The 19,660-nt window shown below is 64.2% G+C and carries 16 protein-coding genes and 1 pseudogene; 9 read left to right on the top strand and 8 right to left on the bottom strand.

Annotated elements, in window-relative coordinates:
* Positions 1–22 precede the first annotated feature (22 nt).
* From SB786_RS19165 to SB786_RS19150, 4 genes are read left to right on the top strand one after another with little or no spacing between them, the layout of a single operon-like run.
* Positions 23–472 (top strand): tellurite resistance TerB family protein, encoded by a 450-nt coding sequence (locus SB786_RS19165; protein WP_410728819.1) that lies wholly within the window; start codon positions 23–25, stop codon positions 470–472.
* 12 nt (positions 473–484) lie between these two features.
* On the top strand, positions 485–1,516 hold the full coding sequence (locus SB786_RS19160) for a TerC/Alx family metal homeostasis membrane protein (RefSeq protein WP_410728818.1): 1,032 nt from the start codon (positions 485–487) through the stop codon (positions 1,514–1,516).
* A 28-nt stretch (positions 1,517–1,544) separates the two neighbouring features.
* The gene (locus SB786_RS19155; protein WP_410728817.1) at positions 1,545–2,120 is read left to right on the top strand and encodes a TerD family protein; all 576 of its coding nucleotides are present in this window, start codon (positions 1,545–1,547) and stop codon (positions 2,118–2,120) included.
* 32 nt (positions 2,121–2,152) lie between these two features.
* The gene (locus SB786_RS19150) at positions 2,153–2,731 is read left to right on the top strand and encodes a TerD family protein (RefSeq protein ID WP_410728816.1); all 579 of its coding nucleotides are present in this window, start codon (positions 2,153–2,155) and stop codon (positions 2,729–2,731) included.
* A 128-nt stretch (positions 2,732–2,859) separates the two neighbouring features.
* Here the strand turns inward: SB786_RS19150 and SB786_RS19145 are convergent, their stop codons facing one another.
* Together SB786_RS19145 and SB786_RS19140 are read right to left on the bottom strand one after the other, a co-directional pair.
* Positions 2,860–4,404, bottom strand: coding sequence for a methyl-accepting chemotaxis protein (locus tag SB786_RS19145; RefSeq protein ID WP_410728815.1), 1,545 nt, complete (start codon positions 4,402–4,404; stop codon positions 2,860–2,862).
* A gap of 273 nt (positions 4,405–4,677) precedes the next feature.
* Positions 4,678–6,222 (bottom strand): methyl-accepting chemotaxis protein, encoded by a 1,545-nt coding sequence (locus SB786_RS19140; RefSeq protein WP_410728814.1) that lies wholly within the window; start codon positions 6,220–6,222, stop codon positions 4,678–4,680.
* Between the two features lie 314 nt (positions 6,223–6,536).
* On the opposite strand from SB786_RS19140, the pseudogene SB786_RS19135 reads away from it, so the two are divergent.
* Positions 6,537–6,788, top strand: a pseudogene (locus SB786_RS19135) (DUF523 domain-containing protein); the annotation flags it as partial.
* A 99-nt stretch (positions 6,789–6,887) separates the two neighbouring features.
* Here SB786_RS19135 and pcaF read toward each other — a convergent pair.
* Positions 6,888–8,090 carry a 3-oxoadipyl-CoA thiolase gene (pcaF, locus tag SB786_RS19130; protein ID WP_410728813.1) on the bottom strand — a complete coding sequence of 401 codons (1,203 nt, stop codon included), beginning with the start codon at positions 8,088–8,090 and terminating at the stop codon, positions 6,888–6,890.
* Between the two features lie 227 nt (positions 8,091–8,317).
* On the opposite strand from pcaF, the gene SB786_RS19125 reads away from it, so the two are divergent.
* A complete protein-coding gene (locus tag SB786_RS19125; protein WP_012366925.1) occupies positions 8,318–9,106 on the top strand; it encodes an IclR family transcriptional regulator in 789 nt (262 codons plus the stop codon).
* A gap of 380 nt (positions 9,107–9,486) precedes the next feature.
* Here the strand turns inward: SB786_RS19125 and SB786_RS19120 are convergent, their stop codons facing one another.
* The 5 genes from SB786_RS19120 to SB786_RS19100 all read right to left on the bottom strand — a co-directional run bounded on the left by SB786_RS19120 (position 9,487) and on the right by SB786_RS19100 (position 15,097).
* Positions 9,487–10,818, bottom strand: a complete 1,332-nt coding sequence (locus tag SB786_RS19120; protein WP_410728812.1) for an MFS transporter — start codon at positions 10,816–10,818, stop codon at positions 9,487–9,489.
* Positions 10,819–10,874: 56 nt separating this feature from the next.
* Positions 10,875–12,065, bottom strand: a complete 1,191-nt coding sequence (locus SB786_RS19115) for a M20 aminoacylase family protein (RefSeq protein ID WP_410728811.1) — start codon at positions 12,063–12,065, stop codon at positions 10,875–10,877.
* Between the two features lie 449 nt (positions 12,066–12,514).
* Positions 12,515–13,585, bottom strand: a complete 1,071-nt coding sequence (locus SB786_RS19110; RefSeq protein WP_410728810.1) for an alkene reductase — start codon at positions 13,583–13,585, stop codon at positions 12,515–12,517.
* 55 nt (positions 13,586–13,640) lie between these two features.
* Positions 13,641–14,216: an isochorismatase family protein gene (locus SB786_RS19105; RefSeq protein WP_410728809.1), complete on the bottom strand. Its 576-nt coding sequence runs from the start codon at positions 14,214–14,216 to the stop codon at positions 13,641–13,643.
* 47 nt (positions 14,217–14,263) lie between these two features.
* Entirely contained in the window at positions 14,264–15,097 is an 834-nt protein-coding gene (locus tag SB786_RS19100; RefSeq protein ID WP_410728880.1) for a pirin family protein, read from the bottom strand.
* A gap of 240 nt (positions 15,098–15,337) precedes the next feature.
* On the opposite strand from SB786_RS19100, the gene SB786_RS19095 reads away from it, so the two are divergent.
* The 3 genes from SB786_RS19095 (at position 15,338) to SB786_RS19085 (ending at position 19,625) form a co-directional block, all read left to right on the top strand.
* Positions 15,338–16,219, top strand: a complete 882-nt coding sequence (locus tag SB786_RS19095) for a LysR family transcriptional regulator (RefSeq protein ID WP_410728808.1) — start codon at positions 15,338–15,340, stop codon at positions 16,217–16,219.
* Positions 16,220–16,923: 704 nt separating this feature from the next.
* Complete coding sequence (locus SB786_RS19090; protein ID WP_410728807.1) at positions 16,924–18,540, top strand: tryptophan halogenase family protein; 1,617 nt, start codon at positions 16,924–16,926, stop codon at positions 18,538–18,540.
* Positions 18,540–19,625: a monodechloroaminopyrrolnitrin synthase PrnB family protein gene (locus SB786_RS19085; protein ID WP_410728806.1), complete on the top strand. Its 1,086-nt coding sequence runs from the start codon at positions 18,540–18,542 to the stop codon at positions 19,623–19,625. Before SB786_RS19090 ends, SB786_RS19085 begins: the two co-directional genes overlap by 1 nt.
* Positions 19,626–19,660 lie beyond the last annotated feature (35 nt).

Below are 19,660 nucleotides of genomic sequence, written 5' to 3'. Positions count from 1 at the left end.
CCCGCTCACTGAGAGGGAACACATGCTCGAATGGCTGAAAACCAACGCGGCCAAAGCCCGCGAAACCTTGACGACTGAAGTCGCCAAATTCAAGAACCGAACCTTCATGGAGGCAACCGCCAATGCTTGCGCGCTGATTTCCGCCGCGGATGGCGAGATCAAATCCGAAGAGAAGCTCAAGATGGTCGGTTTCATCAACAACTCCCCGGAGTTGAAGGTCTTCAACCTGAACGACGTGATCAAGGTATTCAGCGACGCCTGCGGCAAGTTCGAATTCGATTTTCAGATCGGTCAGGCCGAGGCCCTGAAGGCCATCGGCAAGGTCAAGGGCAAGGACGGAGAAGCACGCCTGCTGGTGCGCGTCACCTGTGCCATCGGCGCATCCGATGGCCACTTCGACGACAAGGAAAAAGCGGCTTGCCGCCTGATTTGCCTGGAACTGGGCCTGAACCCGGCCGACTTCGAACTGTAGGAAAACCGAAACGTGGAAACGACACACATTGGCTTCCCGCCACTGACCATGGCGGTATTCGTCGGCCTGGCGCTGGCCGCCCTGCTGCTCGACATGGTTACCCACCGCGACGACAAGCCGATCAGCCTCGCCCGGGCGTCGATCTGGTCGATATTCTGGGTGGCCATCTCCCTTGCATTCGCCGGCTTCCTGTATGTGCAGCATGGCCCGGAAGTGGCCAGCCTGTTCGTCACCGGCTATGCACTGGAGAAGGTTCTCTCCGTCGACAACCTGTTCGTGTTCATGGCGATCTTCGCCTGGTTCAAGGTCCCGGACGGTCTGCGTCACCGCATCCTGCACTGGGGCATCATCGGGGCCATCGTATTCCGCGGTGTCTTTGTCGTCATCGGCACCGGCCTGCTGGCATTCGGACCCTGGGTCGAGATCGTCTTCGCGCTGATCGTCGCGTGGACTGCCGTCATGATGCTCAAGGGCGGCGGCGACGATGACGAGGCGCAAGATTACTCGCAGCATCTTGCCTGCCGCTTCGCGAAAAAACTCTTCCCGGTATGGCCCAAGCTGCACGGCCACCACTTCTTCGTTAGCCGCAAGAAGCTCGAGGCGGAAGCACGGACGGCCGAGACTGACATGAGCCTCGCGGCCAAAGGCGGCCTCTTCGCTACGCCGCTGTTCCTCTGCCTGGTGGTAATCGAAGTGTCCGACATCCTGTTCGCGTTCGACTCGGTCCCCGCGGTCATCGCGGTCAGCCGCGAACCCCTGATCGTTTACTCTGCGATGCTGTTCGCCATCCTGGGCCTGCGTACCCTGTATTTCGTCCTGGAAGCGCTGAAGCGCTACGTGGTGCACCTCGAGAAGGCAGTGGTCGTACTGCTGTTCTTCATCGCAGCCAAGTTGGGCTTGAACGCGTCCGACCATCTGTTCCACCACGGCATCAGCATCGATCCGAACACCAGCCTGCTCATCGTACTCACAGTCCTGGCAATCGGAATCCTGGCCAGCGTGATCTTCCCGAAAAAGGAAGGGGCGCAGGCCGAAAATCAGTAACCCGTAACAACTACAAGGAGCTGTTTTCATGGCACTGACTCTTCAAAAAGGCGGCAACCTCTCCCTGACCAAAACCGACCCGGGCCTGGCCAAGATCCTGGTTGGCCTGGGCTGGGATCCGCGCGCGACCGATGGCACCGAATTCGACCTGGACGCCAGCGCCTTCCTGCTTGGGGCCAACGGCAAAGTCCGCGGTGAAGCCGACTTCATCTTCTACAACCAGTTGCGCAGCCAGGATGGTTCCGTCGAGCATACCGGCGACAACCGTACCGGCGCCGGTGATGGCGATGACGAAGTCCTCAAGGTCGACCTGAGCCGCGTTCCGGCCGACATCGACAAGATCGCCTTCACCGTCACCATCCACGATGCCGAAGCGCGCAAGCAGAACTTCGGTCAGGTGAGCAATTCGTTCATCCGTGTCGTGAATGAGATCTCCGGCGCCGAGGTGGTCCGCTACGACCTCGCGGAAGACGCCTCCACCGAAACCGCGATGATCTTCGCCGAGCTGTACCGCAGCGGCGGCGAGTGGAAATTCCGCGCGGTGGGCCAAGGCTACGCGGGCGGCCTGCGTGCGTTGGCCAACGGCTACGGCATGAACTTCTGAACGGTCTCCTCACCTGAACAAGGAATCACACCATGGCTGTCAGTCTGTCCAAAGGCGGTAACGTGTCCCTGTCGAAAGAGGCCCCCGGCCTGAGCGAAGTCGTCGTCGGCCTGGGCTGGGACCCGCGCGTCACCGACGGCGTCGAGTTCGACCTCGATGCCTCGATCTTTGTCACCGGCGAAAGCGGCAAAGTCCTGAACGACGCCGGCTTCATCTTCTACAACAACAAGAAGTCCGCCGACGGTTCCGTCGAGCACCTGGGCGACAACCGTTCCGGCCAGGGCGATGGCGACGACGAGCAGGTCAACGTCAAACTCACTGGTCTGGCGGCCGACGTGAAGAAGCTGGTCTTCGCGGTCACGATTCACGATGCCGAGGCCCGCAAGCAGTCATTCGGCCAGGTGAGCAACGCCTATATCCGCGTCTTGAACAAGGCCGACGGCAAGGAAATCGCCCGCTACGACCTCTCCGAAGACGCCTCCACCGAAACCGCCATGGTCTTCGGTGAACTGTATCGTCAGAACGACGAGTTCAAGTTCAAGGCGATCGGACAAGGTTTCGCCGGCGGGCTGAAGCCCCTGGCGGAAGCCCACGGGGTGAGCATCGGCTAATCCGAACGGCGGGAAAATCTCCAGCTTGGCCGATCACGCCGTTCAGTTCCCAACTGAACGGCGTACTCACGTATGAGCTCGATCGGAATACGTGGAGGCCAAACGGGGCAAGCCGTGATCTGCCGCGATCACCGAAACACGTTCACCGCATCCACCAGCCGCGTCGCCTGCTGCTTGAGGCTTTCCGACGCCGCCGCGCTTTGCTCGACCAGCGCCGCGTTCTGCTGCGTGATGTTGTCCAGATGCACGACCGCCTGATCGACCTGCGCGACGCCGGTACTCTGCTCGGCCGTCGACGAGCTGATTTCCGCGATCAGATCCGACACGCGCTTCACCTGCGTGACGATGTCCTCCATCGTCTTGCCGGCGCCGTCAACGATGCGTGCGCCGGATTCGACGCGCTCGACGCTCGCGCCGATCAGCGTCTTGATTTCCTTCGCCGCGTTCGCGCTGCGCTGCGCGAGCGCCCGCACCTCGCCCGCGACCACCGCGAAACCGCGGCCCTGATCGCCCGCGCGCGCGGCCTCGACCGCCGCGTTCAGCGCCAGAATGTTGGTCTGGAATGCGATCCCGTCGATCACGCCGATGATGTCGGAAATCTTGCGCGAACTCGCCGTGATGTCGTTCATCGTCGCGACGACTTCGCTCACCGCCTGCCCGCCGCGCTCGGCCGCGTCGCTCGCGGACACCGACAACTGGTTCGCCTGCAGCGCCGTCTCCGCATTGCTCGACACCGTGGCCGTCATCTCGGCCATCGACGCGGCCGTCTGCTGCACGCTGGTCGACGCCTGTTCGGTACGCGCGCTCAGGTCGTTGTTGCCTTGTGCGATCTCGTTGCTCGCGCGCTGCACGTTGTGCACCTGCTCGCTGACGTCGTCGACGAGCCAGCGGAACATCAGCCCGAGCTGGTTGATCGTGCGCAACGTCATGCCGATCTCGTCGACCCGGTTCATCGCGACGCCGGTGCGGCTCTCGCCGGTCGCGACGCGCAACGCCTGATCGCGCAACTGCATCAGCGGTCGCGCGATCTGTGCGTCGAGCCACAGCCCGGCGGCAACCGACACGCCGGCCGTCGCGGCCGCAAACACGGCCAGCCCGCCGCCCGTCAGCCCGCAGGCCCAGCCTGCGCCGACGACGGCCGGCGCGAGCATGCACAGCGTCGAATGCAGCCGCGCCCGTACCGACATCGTCTGGAACAGCGACGCGACGCGCATCAGCCCGGTCCGGACGATCAAGCCCTTGTGGAAGCGGCGCTGGCCCGCCTTGCCTTCGCGGAACGCGCGATACAGCGCGTCGGCCGCCGCGATCTCGTCGCGCGACGCCTTCGTGCGCACCGACATGTAGCCCGTCGGCTGCCCGTTGCGCATCACCGGCACCGTATTCGAGCGCACCCAGTAGTGATCGCCGTTCTTGCGGCGGTTCTTCACGAGTGCGGTCCACGGTTCGCCGTTCTTCAGCGTCGCCCACATGTCGGCGAATGCCTCCTTCGGCATGTCCGGGTGCCGCACGACGTTGTGCGGCTGGCCTTCGATCTCCTCGGGAGAAAATCCGCTGACCTGGATGAACGCGGCGTTCGCGTACTTGATGTAACTGTCGGCGTCGGTGGTCGACATCAGCGTCGCGTCGTCGGGAAATTCGAATTCGCGTTGCGTGACTGGCTGGTTATTGCGCATGGTGTGGAGTTCCGGGTTGCGGATCTTGCGTCCGCTTGTGGATGGGATCGAGACCGTACGCAGCGCGGCCGGCCCGCATGCGTACGATCACACTCCTGCGCTTTCGGCAAATCTGACGAAAACATTATGCCCGGCACGGGTAAATATGCATTAGTTTTGCATCATCTCGACTCAGCCGAACACTTTGTTTATACGTGAATCAAAAAATCCATTTTTATCCGATACCCATTCGAATCTCGTCAAATCGGAAACCCGGAAATTCGCCGCCGACGATTACCGAAACACGTTCACCGCATCGACGAGCCGCGTCGCCTGCTGCTTGAGGCTTTCCGACGCCGCCGCGCTTTGCTCGACCAGCGCCGCGTTCTGCTGCGTGATGTTGTCCAGATGCACGACCGCTTGATCGACCTGCGCGACGCCGGTGCTTTGCTCGGCCGTCGACGAACTGATCTCCGCGATCAGATCCGACACGCGCTTCACCTGCGTGACGATGTCCTCCATCGTCCTGCCCGCATCGTCGACCCGCCGGGCACCCGACTCGACCCGCTCGACGCTCGCGCCGATCAGCGTCTTGATTTCCTTCGCCGCGTTCGCGCTGCGCTGCGCGAGCGCCCGCACCTCGCCGGCAACCACCGCGAATCCGCGCCCCTGTTCGCCCGCGCGCGCCGCTTCGACCGCCGCGTTCAGCGCCAGGATGTTGGTCTGGAACGCGATCCCGTCGATCACGCCGATGATGTCGGCGATCTTGCGCGAGCTCTCGGTGATGTCGCGCATCGTCGTGACGACCTCGCTCACCGCCTGCCCGCCGCGCCCGGCCGCATCGCTCGCGGACACCGCAAAGCGGTTCGCCTGCAGCGCGGTCTCCGCATTGCTGTCGACGGTGGCCGTCATCTCGGCCATCGAGGCGGCGGTCTGCTGCACGCTCGACGCGGCCTGTTCGGTGCGCGCGCTCAGGTCGTTGTTGCCTTGCGCGATCTCGTTGCTCGCGCGCTGCACGTTGTGCACCTGCTCGCTGACGTCGTCGACGAGCCAGCGGAACATCAGCCCGAGCTGGTTGATCGTGCGCAGCGTCATGCCGATCTCGTCGACGCGGTTCATCCGCACGCCGCGCCGGCTCTCGCCGGTCGCGACGTTCAGCGCCTGGTCGTGCAGCTGCTTCAGCGGACGCACGATCTGCGTATCGAGCCACAGCCCGGCCGCCACCGACGCGCCAGCCGTCGCGGCCGCAAACGCCGCGAGCCCGCCACCGGTCAGCCCGCAGGCCCAGCCCGCACCGACGACGGCCGGCGCCAGAACGCACAGCGCCGAATGAACGCGCGCGCGCACCGACATCGTCTGCGGCAGCGACGCGATGCGCAGCAGCCCGGTACGGACGACCAAGCCCTTGTGGAAGCGGCGCTGGCCCGCCTTGCCGTCGCTGAACGCGCGATACAGCGCGTCGACGGCCGCGATCTCGTCGCGCGGCGCGCGGGTGCGCACCGACATATAGCCATGCGGCGCGCCGTTGCGCATGACCGGAATCGCGTTCGCACGCACCCAGTAGTGATCGCCGTTCTTGCGGCGGTTCTTCACGAGTGCGGTCCACGGTTCACCGTTCTTCAGCGTGGCCCACATGTCGGCGAATGCCTCCTTCGGCATGTCCGGGTGCCGCACGACATTGTGCGGCTGGCCGACGAGTTCGTCGGTCGAGAAGCCGCTCACGTGCGCGAACGTCGTGTTCGCATATGTGATGATGCTGTCGGCATCGGTGGTCGACATCAGCGTGACGTCGTCGGGGAATTCGAATTCTTGTTGGGTGACAGGCTGGTTGTTGCGCATGCAAGGCTCCGAAAGGCAGATCCGGACATCGGATCCGCGCCGCGCGAAAATCGCGCTCAGTAGCCGAAAAACGGTTGATCGCTTTACGACGGTCTCGTCCTTACTGTCGGCAATTTCCGGAAAAACCTTAATCCGGATGCGCGTAAAATATCGAATTCGATCTTCAGGATGATTTCGATCAAATAATCCCGCGATAATCGCGTCCGGCGCCTGGGGATGCAGTCCGATTGCGTTATGGGATAACGTCAGGCGACGCACCAATCCAGGCGACCGTTGCACGCGGCAAAACGATTCAGCCTGATCGGGTTCATTCAACCCAGTTCGTCGACGGTGCGCAGACCGCACTCGCGCTGGCACGCGCGCACGATTGCCACTTCGCGATCCTGGCGGACGGGAGTCCGTCGTGCGGAAGCAGTTTCATTTACGACGGGAGTTTTGCGGGCCGGCGGCATGCCGGCGCCGGCGTGACGGCGGCGCTGCTGCGCGAGCATGGCATCGAGGTATTCGCGGACACCGAGATCGACGCGCTCGCCGCGCGCGTCAGGCAACTGTCGCAGGCCGGTTAACGACGATGGGCGGCACGAGAAACCTCGTGCCCCCATCGTGGCGGAAACAGCGCGGCGGTAAGGCGGCGTGTATCCGGCCGCTTCACCGCATCGCGCCAATCACACGCGTTCGATCGCGATCGCGATGCCCTGGCCGACGCCGATGCACATCGTGCACAGCGCGAAGCGGCCGTTGGTGCGATGCAGCTGGTACATCGCGGTCGTGACCAGACGCGCGCCCGACGCGCCGAGCGGGTGGCCGAGCGCGATCGCGCCGCCGTTCGGGTTCACGCGGGGATCGTCATCGGCGACGCCGAGCATGCGCAGCACCGCGAGACCCTGCGACGCGAACGCTTCGTTCAGCTCGATCACGTCGAACTGGTCGATCGTCATCCCGAGCCGCGCGAGCAGCTTCTGCGTGGCCGGCGCGGGGCCGATGCCCATCACGCGCGGCGCGACGCCGGCCGTCGCGATGCCGAGCACGCGGGCGCGCGGCGTCAGGCCGAAGCGCTTCGCGGCAGCCTCGTTGGCGAGCAGCAGCGCAGCGGCGCCGTCGTTGACGCCCGACGCGTTGCCGGCCGTCACCGAGCCGTCCGGACGCACGACGCCCTTCAGCTTCGCGAGCGTCTCGAGCGACGTTTCGCGCGGATGCTCGTCACGCGAAAACACAACGGGATCGCCCTTCTTCTGCGGAATCGTGACCGACACGATTTCCTCGGCGAGGGTGCCGTCCTGCTGCGCACGCGCAGCTTTCTGCTGGCTGCGCAGCGCGAACAGATCCTGATCGGCGCGGCTGACGTTGTAGTCGACCGCGACGTTCTCGGCCGTCTCCGGCATCGAATCCACGCCATGCAGCTGTTTCATCAGCGGATTGATGAAACGCCAGCCGATCGTCGTGTCGTAGATGTCGGCCTGGCGCGCGAACGCGCTGGCGGCCTTGCCCATCACGAACGGCGCGCGCGTCATGCTTTCGACGCCGCCGGCCACCATCAGCGCGGCCTCGCCCGACTTGATCGCACGCGCGGCCACGCCCACCGCGTCCATCCCGGAACCGCACAGGCGGTTGATCGTCGAACCCGGCACGCTCTCCGGCATGCCCGCGAGCAGCGCGGACATGCGCGCGACATTGCGGTTGTCCTCGCCGGCCTGGTTCGCGCAGCCGTAGATCACGTCGTCGATCGCCGTCCAGTCGACGTCGCGGTTGCGCTCGACGAGCGCCTTGAGCGGCACCGCGCCGAGGTCGTCGGCGCGCACGCCGGACAGCGCACCGCCGTAACGGCCGATCGGGGTACGAATCGCATCACACAGAAAAGCTTCGGTCATCAGTGTCTCCGGTCTCATGCAAGGCTGGGAAGTGAAGGAAACGCGCCCCTTGCATTGCCCGCCGGGATGCGCTTAAATGTTCTATATACGAACATACGATCGTGTATCGAACGTTCAACGCATCATAGGGAGGGCGGGGACGACCTGTCAAGCGCCCGGTCGGCGGGGCGGTTGGCGTGTCCGGCCCCATGCGCTATCTTCTCGGCTGCACGACAATCCGACCGTTCATGACAACCGAAGACATCCAGACGAAACCCGGCGACTCCTATGTGCAGTCGTTCGCGCGCGGCCTCGCGGTGATCCGCGCGTTCGACGCCCAGCGCCCGGAGCAGACGCTCACCGAGGTCGCCTCGGCCACCGGGCTGACCCGCGCGGGCGCGCGCCGGATCCTGCTGACGCTGCAGACGCTCGGCTACGTCGAGGCCGACGGCCGGCTGTTCCGGCTCACGCCGAAGATCCTCGAGCTCGGCTTCGCGTATCTCACGTCGATGCCGTTCTGGAATCTCGCCGATCCGGTGATGGAACAATTGTCCGCGCAAATCCACGAAAGCTGCTCGGCCGCCGTGCTCGACCGCACCGAGATCGTCTACGTGCTGCGCGTGCCGACCCGCAAGATCATGACGATCAACCTGTCGATCGGCAGCCGCCTGCCCGCATACTGCACGTCGATGGGCCGCGTGCTGCTGTCCGCGCTCGACGACGCGGCGCTCGACGAAACGCTTGCGCAGAGCAGCATCCGCGCGCACACGCCCCGCACGATCACCGACATCGGCGAGCTGAAGGCGACGATCGCGCAGGTGCGCCAGCAAGGCTGGGCCGTGGTGGACCAGGAACTGGAAGTGGGCCTGATGTCGATTTCCGCGCCGATCCGCAACCGGCGCGGGCAGGTGATCGCCGCGATGAACATCAGCGGCAACGCGCAGCGGCATACCGCGAAGCAGATGGTGAAGGAGTTTCTCGGGCCGCTGCAGCAGGCCGCGCAGACGGTATCGGAGCTGGTGGCACGGCGCGGGTGAGTGGGGCTGGCAAACCGGCAGGCGCATGCGGGACGTTTCTCCCCGCAGCCGGGGCGCCGCGGTGTGCTGCGTCGATTGTCGTGTCGCGATACGACAATTCGCGCATAAAAAGACGGGCGGCATGCGCCGCCCGCTCAACTCTCTGACTCTATTGCAACTTCCTTCTCACGGAGTGCGGAGCGAACTCCGCACCGCCAATTTAGTGACGCGGCAAAGCCCGGTCAATTTGACTAGAACGAAATTGCACGGCGCCTTTCGGTCACCGTGCGGCCCGGCCACTCGCGCGCCAGGCAACATCCCCTTGCGAACCGGCACCGCCCCGGCGAACGCGAAACCCTCGCCCGCCGGCTGGCGCGGACCACGGCCCGCAGCGCGGCACGTCAGTCCATCGACTCGCGCGCGGTCTCGCGCAGCATCGCGACCGCGATCAGCGACAGCACCACGCATGCGGCCACATAGCCGGCCGGCGCGAGCTTGCTGCCGGTCGTCTTCACGAGCCAGGTCGCGATCAGCTGCGCGGTGCCGCCGAAAATCGTCACCGCGAGCGCATACGCGATCGAGATTCCCGTCGCGCGCACATGGCGCGGCAGCGATTCGCACATCAGCGCCATTTCGGATGCCGACCCGAGCGAATAGAACAGCAGCATCAGCGCGGTCAGCGGCAGGATGACGGACAGCGTCGGATGATGGTTCATCAGCCAGAACGCCGGGAACAGCAGCAGGACGAGCACGCCGCGCCCGACGAAGATCGGCATGCGCCGGCTGCCGAGACGGTCCGACAGCCAGCCGAACAGCGGACACGTCACCAGCATCACGCAGCCCGACGCGACGCCGACGAACATCGACAGCTTCATCGGCAGCCCGAGCGTATGGATCGCGTAAGTCGGCATGTAGAAGGTCAGGATGTAGGTCGACACCGTGCCGCCCATCACCGTCAGCATCAGCAGCAGCACCGTGCGCGTGTGCCGCGAGAACAGCTCGCGCAGCACGCCGCGTTCGATTCCGTGATGGCTGTCGCCGGGCGCATCGTCCGCGAGCCGCCGGCGCAGAACCATGCCGACCGGTGCGATCAGCACGCCCACGAAGAACGGCAGGCGCCAGCCCCAGCCCTCGAGCGCATCCTTCGTCAGCGTGTTCGACAGCAGCGCCGCGAAACCCGAACCCATCAGCGCGGCGCCGCCTTGCGTCGCGAGCTGCCAGCTCGCGCGGAACGCACGGTGCGACGTGCCGCCCTGCTCGATCAGCGTGGACGTCGCCGCGCCGAACTCGCCGCCCTGCGAGAAGCCCTGCATCAGCCGCGCGCAGACGACCAGCAGCGGCGCGGCCACGCCGGCCTGGGCGTAGGTCGGCGCGATCGCGATCAGGCCGGTGCCGAGCGCCATCAGCATGATCGTCAGGTTCAGCGCGGCCTTGCGGCCGCGGCGGTCCGCATAGACGCCGAGCACGACGCTGCCGAGCGGCCGCGTGAAGAAGCCGGCGGCAAACGTCGCGACCGACAGCAGCAGCGACGTGGTCGGGTCGCTCGACGGGAAGAACAGCTTGCCGATCAGTACTGCGAAAAAACCATACACGGTGAAATCGAAGAACTCCAGCCAGTTGCCGATCACGGCCGCCGCGATCGCGCCGCGCTTCGTGACGGCCGGTGCGCCGCGCGTATCGGTTTCGGCGGCGCCCGGCGACGCGGGGTGCAGCGCGAGATGGTCTTTCTGCATCGTTCGTCTCTCCTCTCAATGCGGCCGGAAGCGCCGGCCACGCGCCGCCGCCGGGATTACTGCCCGAGGTAACGCTCCACGAGGCGCGTCCAGAACGCCGCGCCGATCGGCAGATTGCGATCGTTGAAGTCGTACTTCGGGTTGTGCACCATGCAGCCGTCTTCTCCTTCGCCGTTGCCGAGCCGCACGAACGAGCCGGGCCGCTGCTGCAGCATGAACGCGAAATCCTCGCTGCCCATCAGCAGGTCGGCCTGCTCGACGACGTGTGCGTCGCCGACCAGCTCGCGCGCGACCTGCGCGGCGAAATCCGTTTCGGCGTCCGTATTGACGACGACCGGATAGCCTTCGATGTACTCGACGTGCGCGATCGCGCCGTAGCTCGCGGCCTGCGATTCGGCGAGCTCGACGATCCGCCGCTTCAGCAGCGCGCGCATGTCGGGGCTGAACGAACGAACGCTGAGTTCGAGGCGTGCGCCGTTCGGGATCACGTTGTTCGCGGTGCCCGCGTGCATCGAGCCGACCGTGACGACCGCCGGCTGCGACGGGTCGACGTTGCGCGCGACGATCGTCTGCAGCGCCATCACGATGCTCGCCGCGACGACCACCGGGTCGACCGTCAGGTGCGGCCGCGCCGCGTGGCCGCCGACACCTTCGATCGAGATGATCGCCTTGTCGCCGGCCGACATGAACGGGCCGCGTCGCGTGAGGAACACGCCGGGCGCCGCGCCCGGATGGTTGTGCATGCCGAACACCGCATCGCACGGAAAGCGCTCGAACAGGCCGTCGTCGATCATCTTCTTCGCGCCGCTGTCGACGCCGTGCTCTTCGGCCGGCTGGAAATACAGGTGCACGGTGCCGGAGAAGTTGCGCGTCTTCGCGAGATGCTGCGCGGCGCCGAGCAGCATCGTCGTGTGGCCGTCGTGGCCGCACGCGTGCATCTTGCCGTGCGTGCCGCTCGCATACGGCAGGCCCGTCGCCTCGAGGATCGGCAGCGCATCCATGTCCGCGCGGATACCGATGCTGCGCGTGCCGTCGCCGACTCGCAGCGTGCCGACCACACCCGTCTGCCCGACTCCACGCGTCACCTGCCAGCCCCATTGTTCGAGCTTGTCCGCGACGAGCGCGGCCGTCTCGTGCTCCTCGTACGCGAGTTCCGGGTGATGGTGAATGTGATGGCGGATCTCGCGCAGCCCGCCGGCGGCGGGCATCAGATCCTCGATTTCGGTGAATCGGACGTCGGTGGTCATCGAGCGGCTCCTGCTGATGGGAAAGCGAGCCACTATAGCGAGCCGATATCGGCTCAATAAGATGCGGAATTTTTCACCGCGATAAGTTTTTTTAATCAGGGTTAGTACGGGGGTGGGCGCTACGTGTGAACGTCGATCAGATGTGGATACGGACGCCTGCCGCATCGCTGGAACACCCGTGACATAAGGCGTCTCCGGCATGCGGCAGAGAATAGCGTCGTTCATGCGCGCGGCGAGCCCGCGGTGAGAGCCCGCTTGATGTCCTCCATTGCTTTGAGGAAGCGGCGGCCGCGCGAGCCGTCGAAAGAACCGGGACGTTCGTGGCGAAGGTGTATCGCGATGCCGTCAAGAGCCCTGAGCTGACCCACCCTTGGAAGTATCCAGTTCTGCCAGCAGGACGCTGGTAGAACTGGATGGGCCAGCAATTCGGCAATCCGCCTGCGCGGCTATCACATCTGCGTGCCTTGCATCGACGGGTAATCGATGTAGCCTTCGGCGCCGCCCGCGTAGAAGGTATTACGGTCACCCGTGTTCAGCGGCGCGTTCGTCTTGAGGCGCGCCAGGAAGTCCGGATTAGCCAGAATGGCCTGACCATAGGCCTCGATGTCCGCCAGACCCGCCTTGACGTCCGAGCCGATCTGTTCGCGCGGCCGGCTGGGACGGTTGACGATCAGCACCGTCTTCCACAGCGCCCGGATATCGGCCAGGAGCGGCTCGTTTCCCACGTGCAGAAGGTGGAGATAGGCCAACCCCAGTTTGTCCAGCTCGCCCACCAGATAGCGGTACAGGTCAGGACCTTCGGCGCCCTCGTCAATGCCATTCATGGGAACGCCCGGCGACAGGCGGATGCCGGTGCGACCCGGCCCGATTTCCTCGGCGATGGCCTTGGCGACTTCGATGGCGAATCGGGCACGGTTCTCGATCGATCCACCGTAGGCATCTGTCCGGGTGTTCGCGTTCGGCGCGATGAACTGGTGGATCAGATAGCCATTGGCACCATGGATCTCGACGCCATCGGCCCCAGCCTCGACGGCGCGGCGTGCGGCGATGCGGAAGTCGTTGACGGTCGCGGCGATCTCGTCAAGGCTCAATGCACGTGGCTCCGGGATGTCGACCATGCCATTCAGCGTGAACATCTGGGAGCCTGGGGCAATTCGCGACGGCGCGACCGGCTGGCGATGATGGGGCGTGTTGTCAGGGTGCGAAACACGCCCGACGTGCATCAACTGAATGAACAGACGGCTACCTTTGGCGTGCACGGCAGAAGCAACGCCGCGCCAGCCCGCTACATGCGCATCGGTGTAGATGCCGGGGGTGGCCAGATAACCCTGACCATCATCCGACGGCTGTGTACCTTCGCTGATCAACAGACCGACGCTGGCGCGCTGGGCATAGTACTCAGCCGCCAAGTCGCCGGGCGTGCCGTCCGGCTTGGCGCGACTGCGCGTCATGGGCGCCATCGCGAAGCGGTTGGATAGTTCGATTGCGCCTAGTTCAACAGGCTGCCAGATATGTGTCATTTTTCGTTCCTCTGTATGTTCCGAATCGAGCACTCCGGATGCCGGAGCGAATGCTTCAGCCGATATTCAATGCCTGAACCAGCTGGCCGCCTTCAGGCGTGCTCCAACTGCCGGCCAGTTCGGCGATGAGCTGGTTGGTGCTCGTCAAGGTGACGCCTGCGCGCTCCATGCGGCGCAACGCAATGTCGTCGGCAATCTTGCTGGGCGATCCACCTGCGTCGGCGACCACCTGCACGTCGTGGCCTTGTCCAACCAGGGTCAGCGCCGGATACACCGTACAGACGTCGTTGGTGACGCCTGCCAGGATGAACTTCGTACGGCCGGTCGCCTTGACGGCAGCAGCGAACGCTTCGTCGTCCATCGCATTGACGATGCCCTCGCGCTTGATGCGAGCAGCGAATTCGTTCGGAAGGATGGCTTCGAGCTCGCTCAGCAGCGGGCCTTGGGCCGCCTCTTCCATGCTGGAAGTCAGCACCGTCGGGATGTTGAGGATCTTGGCAGCCTTGGCGAGAATGATGGCATTCCTCTTCATTTCATCGAAGGATGTGGAAGTCACCCAGCCCATGGTACCGACTTGGTGGTCGATGAGGAGCAACGCTGCGCTCGCACCGGTGAGTCGTTGGAAAGTCAAGATGTTCTCCTGGAGAAATTGACGAGAGGCACGTGATGTCGTGCGGATTAAAGGTGGTTTGCAGGCACGATGGGGGAATCCAACGTGCCGAATTCACCGCGCTGGTAGGCGGCTATCGCGGATGCCAGCGCTGCACTTGAAGCCATGGCCATCGGGCCTTGCCAATGCACCGGCTGGCGTAATGGCGGTCCGCTGAAGAGCACGGCTTTTGCGTTACCTCGTGTCGCAGAAAGGACGAGTTCGTGTCCTGTCTTCTGCGCAGGAAACGCCGGCACGGCGAATTGCTCGCGCTCGAAAAGCTGCCCGTTGATCGCCAGGTCTCCGTGGATCGGCATCACGAATGCAGCATGTCCCGCGGGAACAGGCACGCAGAGTTCAGCGCCATCGTGCAGGGCGATATCGAGCAAGGTCAGCTCGGTCGGGGTTTCCAATGGCGACTTTGCACTACTGAAGGTTCCCAGAGGCACCCGCACCTTGGCGCCAGACGCATGGACCACCGGCACGTCGGAAGGCGCCAGGCTCAACGCGAACGGCGCGCCGTTCTGCCGCGCCTCGGGAAGGTTCACGAAGATCTGCAGGGTATGGACGGTCTTGCCTGTCTCGACGGGGAACTCTTCGTGCACCACGCCCCGGCCGGCGGCTGTCCAGTGCAGCCCCCCAGGCTGGATCACATTGTGATTGCCGAGTGAATCACGATTGTCGATGCCGGTTTCCGAATCGAGGAACAGGTAGGACACCGCGGAAAAGCCGGCATGCGGATGGGCAGGAAACTGAGGAGCGCTGATCCACGCGTGGTCCACGCCCAGAATCGGGTCGATCGGCCCGCCGTAGTCGCCCTCCCCGCGCAGCGAATAGGCGCGGAAGTGGCTGCTCAGATTCATCGGTCGTAGGCGGGATATCACCGGAGAGACGACAACTGGTTTTGCTTGCGCCGACGCCGTCACACTGCGTTCGTCGAACAAGTCGCCGCGCCGGCCATCGGCCGGGGGTCGGGTTGCATCGGGGCTAATTGATTGGCTCATGGTCAGGTCCGCTGAATCACAAGCCCGATCATGAACCGGGTCGTTTACGGGATAAACCAGCTCCAGTAGAATTCATTGCTCCAATATTGGAGCAATGGTATGACCCATCTCGATGACATGGCGCTGTTCGTGGAGGTCGTGAAGGCCAAAGGGTTTCGGGGCGCGGCCGATGCGTTGGGCATGCCCAATTCAACCTTGTCCCGCCGTATAGGTGCCCTGGAAAAGGCGATCGGACTAAGGCTGCTGCATCGCACGACACGCAAGGTTGAACCGACGGAAGCCGGGCTGCTGTACTACGAACGCAGCAAGCGCATCGTCGAGGAGGCCAGGCTCGTTCATGAGCAGCTCGGAGAAATGCTTGCCCAGCCCAGCGGGCTGTTGCGCGCCTCGTTCCCCGAAGGCTTCGCCAACATCTTCCTGGCTCCGTTGGTGGCCGAGTTTGCCCGGCGCTATCCCGGCATACGCTTCGAGTTTGATTTATCACCTCGCTTGGCAGATCTGGTGAGCGACCCGGTTGACGTCGCTATTCGCATGGGCGAGCCCGCCAACTCCAACCTGATCGCTCGCCAGCTTGCGCGATTGCCGCGACATCTCTACGCCTCACCTCGCTATCTCGATATGTTGGGCGAACCTCAGCATCCCGACGAGCTTGTCCAGCATGAATGTTTGCGGCTGCGCGGATTAAAGTCCGATACCTGGACCGTGCAAAACAGAGATGAAACGGTGGACGTCGCAGTTGGAGGACGGTTTCTGCTCAACAGCGTAGGCATGATCCAACGCCTGGCAGCCCTGGACATGGGGATTGCCATATTGGCGGAGGGCATCGTTACCGATGACGTAGCCCAGGGGCGGTTACGTCGTGTGTTGCCACAGTGGGAGGCCACCCCGGTACCCGTCTATGCATTGACCGAAACCCGACTGCTGCCGGCGAAGACCCAGCGGTTCATCGACTTCCTGCGGGAGCATCTCTCCAGCATGTGACGCCTCCACATTGATCAGCGTGACGGTCGGACGATGACTGAATCGCTCAGGTGCGCGCCCACGCGTTGGCATTTCTGCGACCTCCGAATTTTTCTACCTTTAGAATCGGACTATTTCCTGGTCCAGGGCCAATTCACACCTTTGTTTCGGAAATGGCGACGTCGCTATTTCTATCCCGTCAATTAAGTCACTCATTCCGAGCTTTTAGACAATAAATCCGTCCGCGCACGCCATCAACGGAAAAGTAAATTTCTCGTTTTTAAAAAATTACATCGTTTGTTATCGGAGACTCCGCCGATATTGAGTATCCCTCTGGATTAACCAAGATTGATATGAAATTTTTCGAGACGTGCCATCGCGAACACTGCTATGGTGCGTCGGTGCGGTGACGCGCATGGTCGGGCGAGCCTCGACAAGCCCTTGAGCGGTGTGCCGCCGCTGCAATGGGCGCTTTGCATTATTCGATTGTGCTTCTCTATTTTCATTGATAGCGGAACAGCCTCAGACGAGATCTTGGACTGCGGCCAATGATGTCCGGATTTCGCGCGGAGGGGGCGTCCCTTGCCGCGATTTCACCACGCCTTCCCGGTGTCATTTATCGCGATGAATCAGACACGTTATGACGCGTTACCGGACGAGTTGCGCGTTCGACTCGACAAGGCGTCACTATCCATTGAGGTTTTAAATCCTATGGGAAAGGTGGCATGAGCAATCCGATCAAGAATATCGTTATCGTGGGCGGCGGCACCGCGGGGTGGATGACCGCCTCGTACCTCGTCCGGGCGCTCCAGCAGCAGGCGAACATTACGCTCATCGAGTCCGCGGCGATCCCGCGGATCGGCGTGGGCGAGGCGACCATCCCGAGTTTGCAGAAGGTGTTCTTCGACTTCCTCGGGATACCGGAGCGGGAGTGGATGCCCCAGGTGAACGGCGCGTTCAAGGCCGCCATCAAGTTCGTGAACTGGAGGAAGTCTCCCGCCCCCTCGCGCGACGATCATTTCTACCATTTGTTCGGCAACGTGCCGAACTGCGACGGCGTGCCGCTGACCCACTACTGGCTGCGCAAGCGCGAGCAGGGCTTCCAGCAGCCGATGGAGTACGCGTGCTACCCGCAGCCTGGGGCGCTCGACGGCAAGCTGGCGCCCTGCCTGGCCGACGGCACCCGCCAGATGTCCCACGCATGGCACTTCGACGCGCATCTGGTGGCCGACTTCCTGAAGCGCTGGGCCGTCGAACGCGGGGTGAAGCGTGTGGTCGACGAAGTCGTGGACGTTCACCTGAACGAGCGCGGCTACATCTCCAGCCTGTCCACCAAGGAGGGGCGCACGCTGGAGGCGGACCTGTTCATCGACTGCTCCGGCATGCGAGGGCTCCTGATCAATCAGGCCCTGAAGGAACCCTTCATCGACATGTCCGACCACCTGCTGTGCGACAGCGCGGTGGCCAGCGCCGTGCCCAACGACGACACGCGCGACGGGATCGAGCCGTACACCTCGGCGATCGCGATGAACTCGGGGTGGACCTGGAAGATTCCGATGCTCGGCCGGTTCGGCAGCGGCTACGTGTTCTCGAGCAAGTTCACGTCGCGCGACCAGGCTACCGCCGACTTCCTCAAACTCTGGCGCCTCTCGGACAATCAGCCGCTCAATCAGATCAAGTTCCGGGTCGGGCGCAACAGGCGGGCGTGGGTCAACAACTGCGTGTCGATCGGGCTGTCGTCGTGCTTTCTGGAGCCGCTGGAATCGACGGGCATCTACTTCATCTACGCGGCGCTTTACCAGCTCGTCAAGCACTTCCCCGACACGTCGTTCGACCCGCGGCTGAGCGACGCCTTCAACGCCGAGATCGTCTACATGTTCGACGACTGCCGGGATTTCGTCCAGGCGCACTACTTCACCACGTCGCGCGACGACACGCCGTTCTGGCTCGCGAACCGGCACGACCTGCGGCTCTCGGACGCGATCAAGGAAAAGGTTCAGCGCTACAAGGCTGGGCTGCCGCTGACCACCACGTCGTTCGACGATTCGACGTACTACGAAACCTTCGACTACGAATTCAAGAACTTCTGGTTGAACGGCAACTACTACTGCATCTTTGCCGGCTTGGGGCTGCTGCCCGACCGGTCACTGCCGCTCTTGCAGCACCGGCCGGAGTCGATCGAGAAGGCCGAGGCGATGTTCGCCAGCATCCGGCGCGAGGCCGAGCGTCTGCGCACGAGTCTGCCGACGAACTACGACTACCTGCGGTCGCTGCGTGACGGCGACGCGGGGCTGTCTCGCAGCCAGCGCGGGCCGACGCTCGCGGCGCAGGAAATCCTGTAGTGGAGCGCACCTTGGACCGGGTACACGCATTCGCGGCCACGCACGCTGCAGTGGCGGCCTGCGATCCGCTGCAGGCGCGCGCGCTCGTTCTGCAGCTGCCGGGCCTGAACCATAAAAAGGACGTGCCCGGCATCGTCGGCCTGTTGCGCGAGTTCCTCCCGGCGCGCGGCGTGCTCTCTGGCTGGGGCTTCGTCGAAGCCGCCGCCGCGATGCGGGACATCGGGTTCTTCCTCGGGTCGCTCAAGCGGCACGGGCACGAGCCCGCGGACGCGGTGCCCGGGCTCGAGCCGGTGCTGCTCGACCTGGCGCGCGCGACCGACCTGCCGCCGCGCGAGACGCTCCTGCATGTGACGGTCTGGAACCCCGCGGCAGCCGACGCGCAGCGCAGCTACACCGGCCTCCCCGACGAAGCGCACCTGCTCGAGAGCGTGCGCATCTCGATGGCGGCGCTCGAGGCGGCCATCGCGGTGACCGTCGAGCTGTCCGACGTGTCCCTGCGGTCGCCCGCATTCGCGCAAGGCTGCGACGAGCTGGCAGCCTATCTGCAGAAAATGGTCGAATCGATCGTGTACGCCTACCGCTTCATCTCGCTGCAGGTCTTCTACGACGAGCTGCGCCCTTTCTACGAACCGATTCGAATCGGAGGCCAGAGCTACCTCGGCCCCGGTGCCGTTGAGATGCCCCTCTTCGTGCTGGAGCACGTGCTGTGGGGCTCGCAATCGGACCACCAGGCTTATCGAGAATTCAAGGAGACGTACCTGCCCTACGTGCTTCCCGCATTCCGTGCGGTCTACGCCCGGTTCGCCGGGGAGCCTGCGCTCGTCGACCGCGCGCTCGGCGAGGCGCACGCGGTCGGCACGCGGGGCGAGCCCGTCCGGGCTGGGCTGGCGGCCCTCGACCGGGTGTTCGAGGTCCTGCTGCGCTTTCGGGCGCCTCACGTCAAATTGGCGGAGCGCGCGTACGAAGTCGGGCGAAGCGGCCCAAGCATCGGCAGCGGGGGGTACGCGCCCAGCATGCTCGGCGATCTACTCACGCTCACGCGTGCCGCGCGGTCCCGCATCCGCGCCGCGCTCGACGCATCCTGACGCACGCGGCCATGTGTTCCATCTCACAAGGAGAG

The organism is Burkholderia sp. SIMBA_062 (genome assembly GCF_046534765.1).
Taxonomy (GTDB): domain Bacteria; phylum Pseudomonadota; class Gammaproteobacteria; order Burkholderiales; family Burkholderiaceae; genus Burkholderia; species Burkholderia ambifaria.
This window is presented reverse-complemented; position numbering and strand designations above follow the sequence as displayed.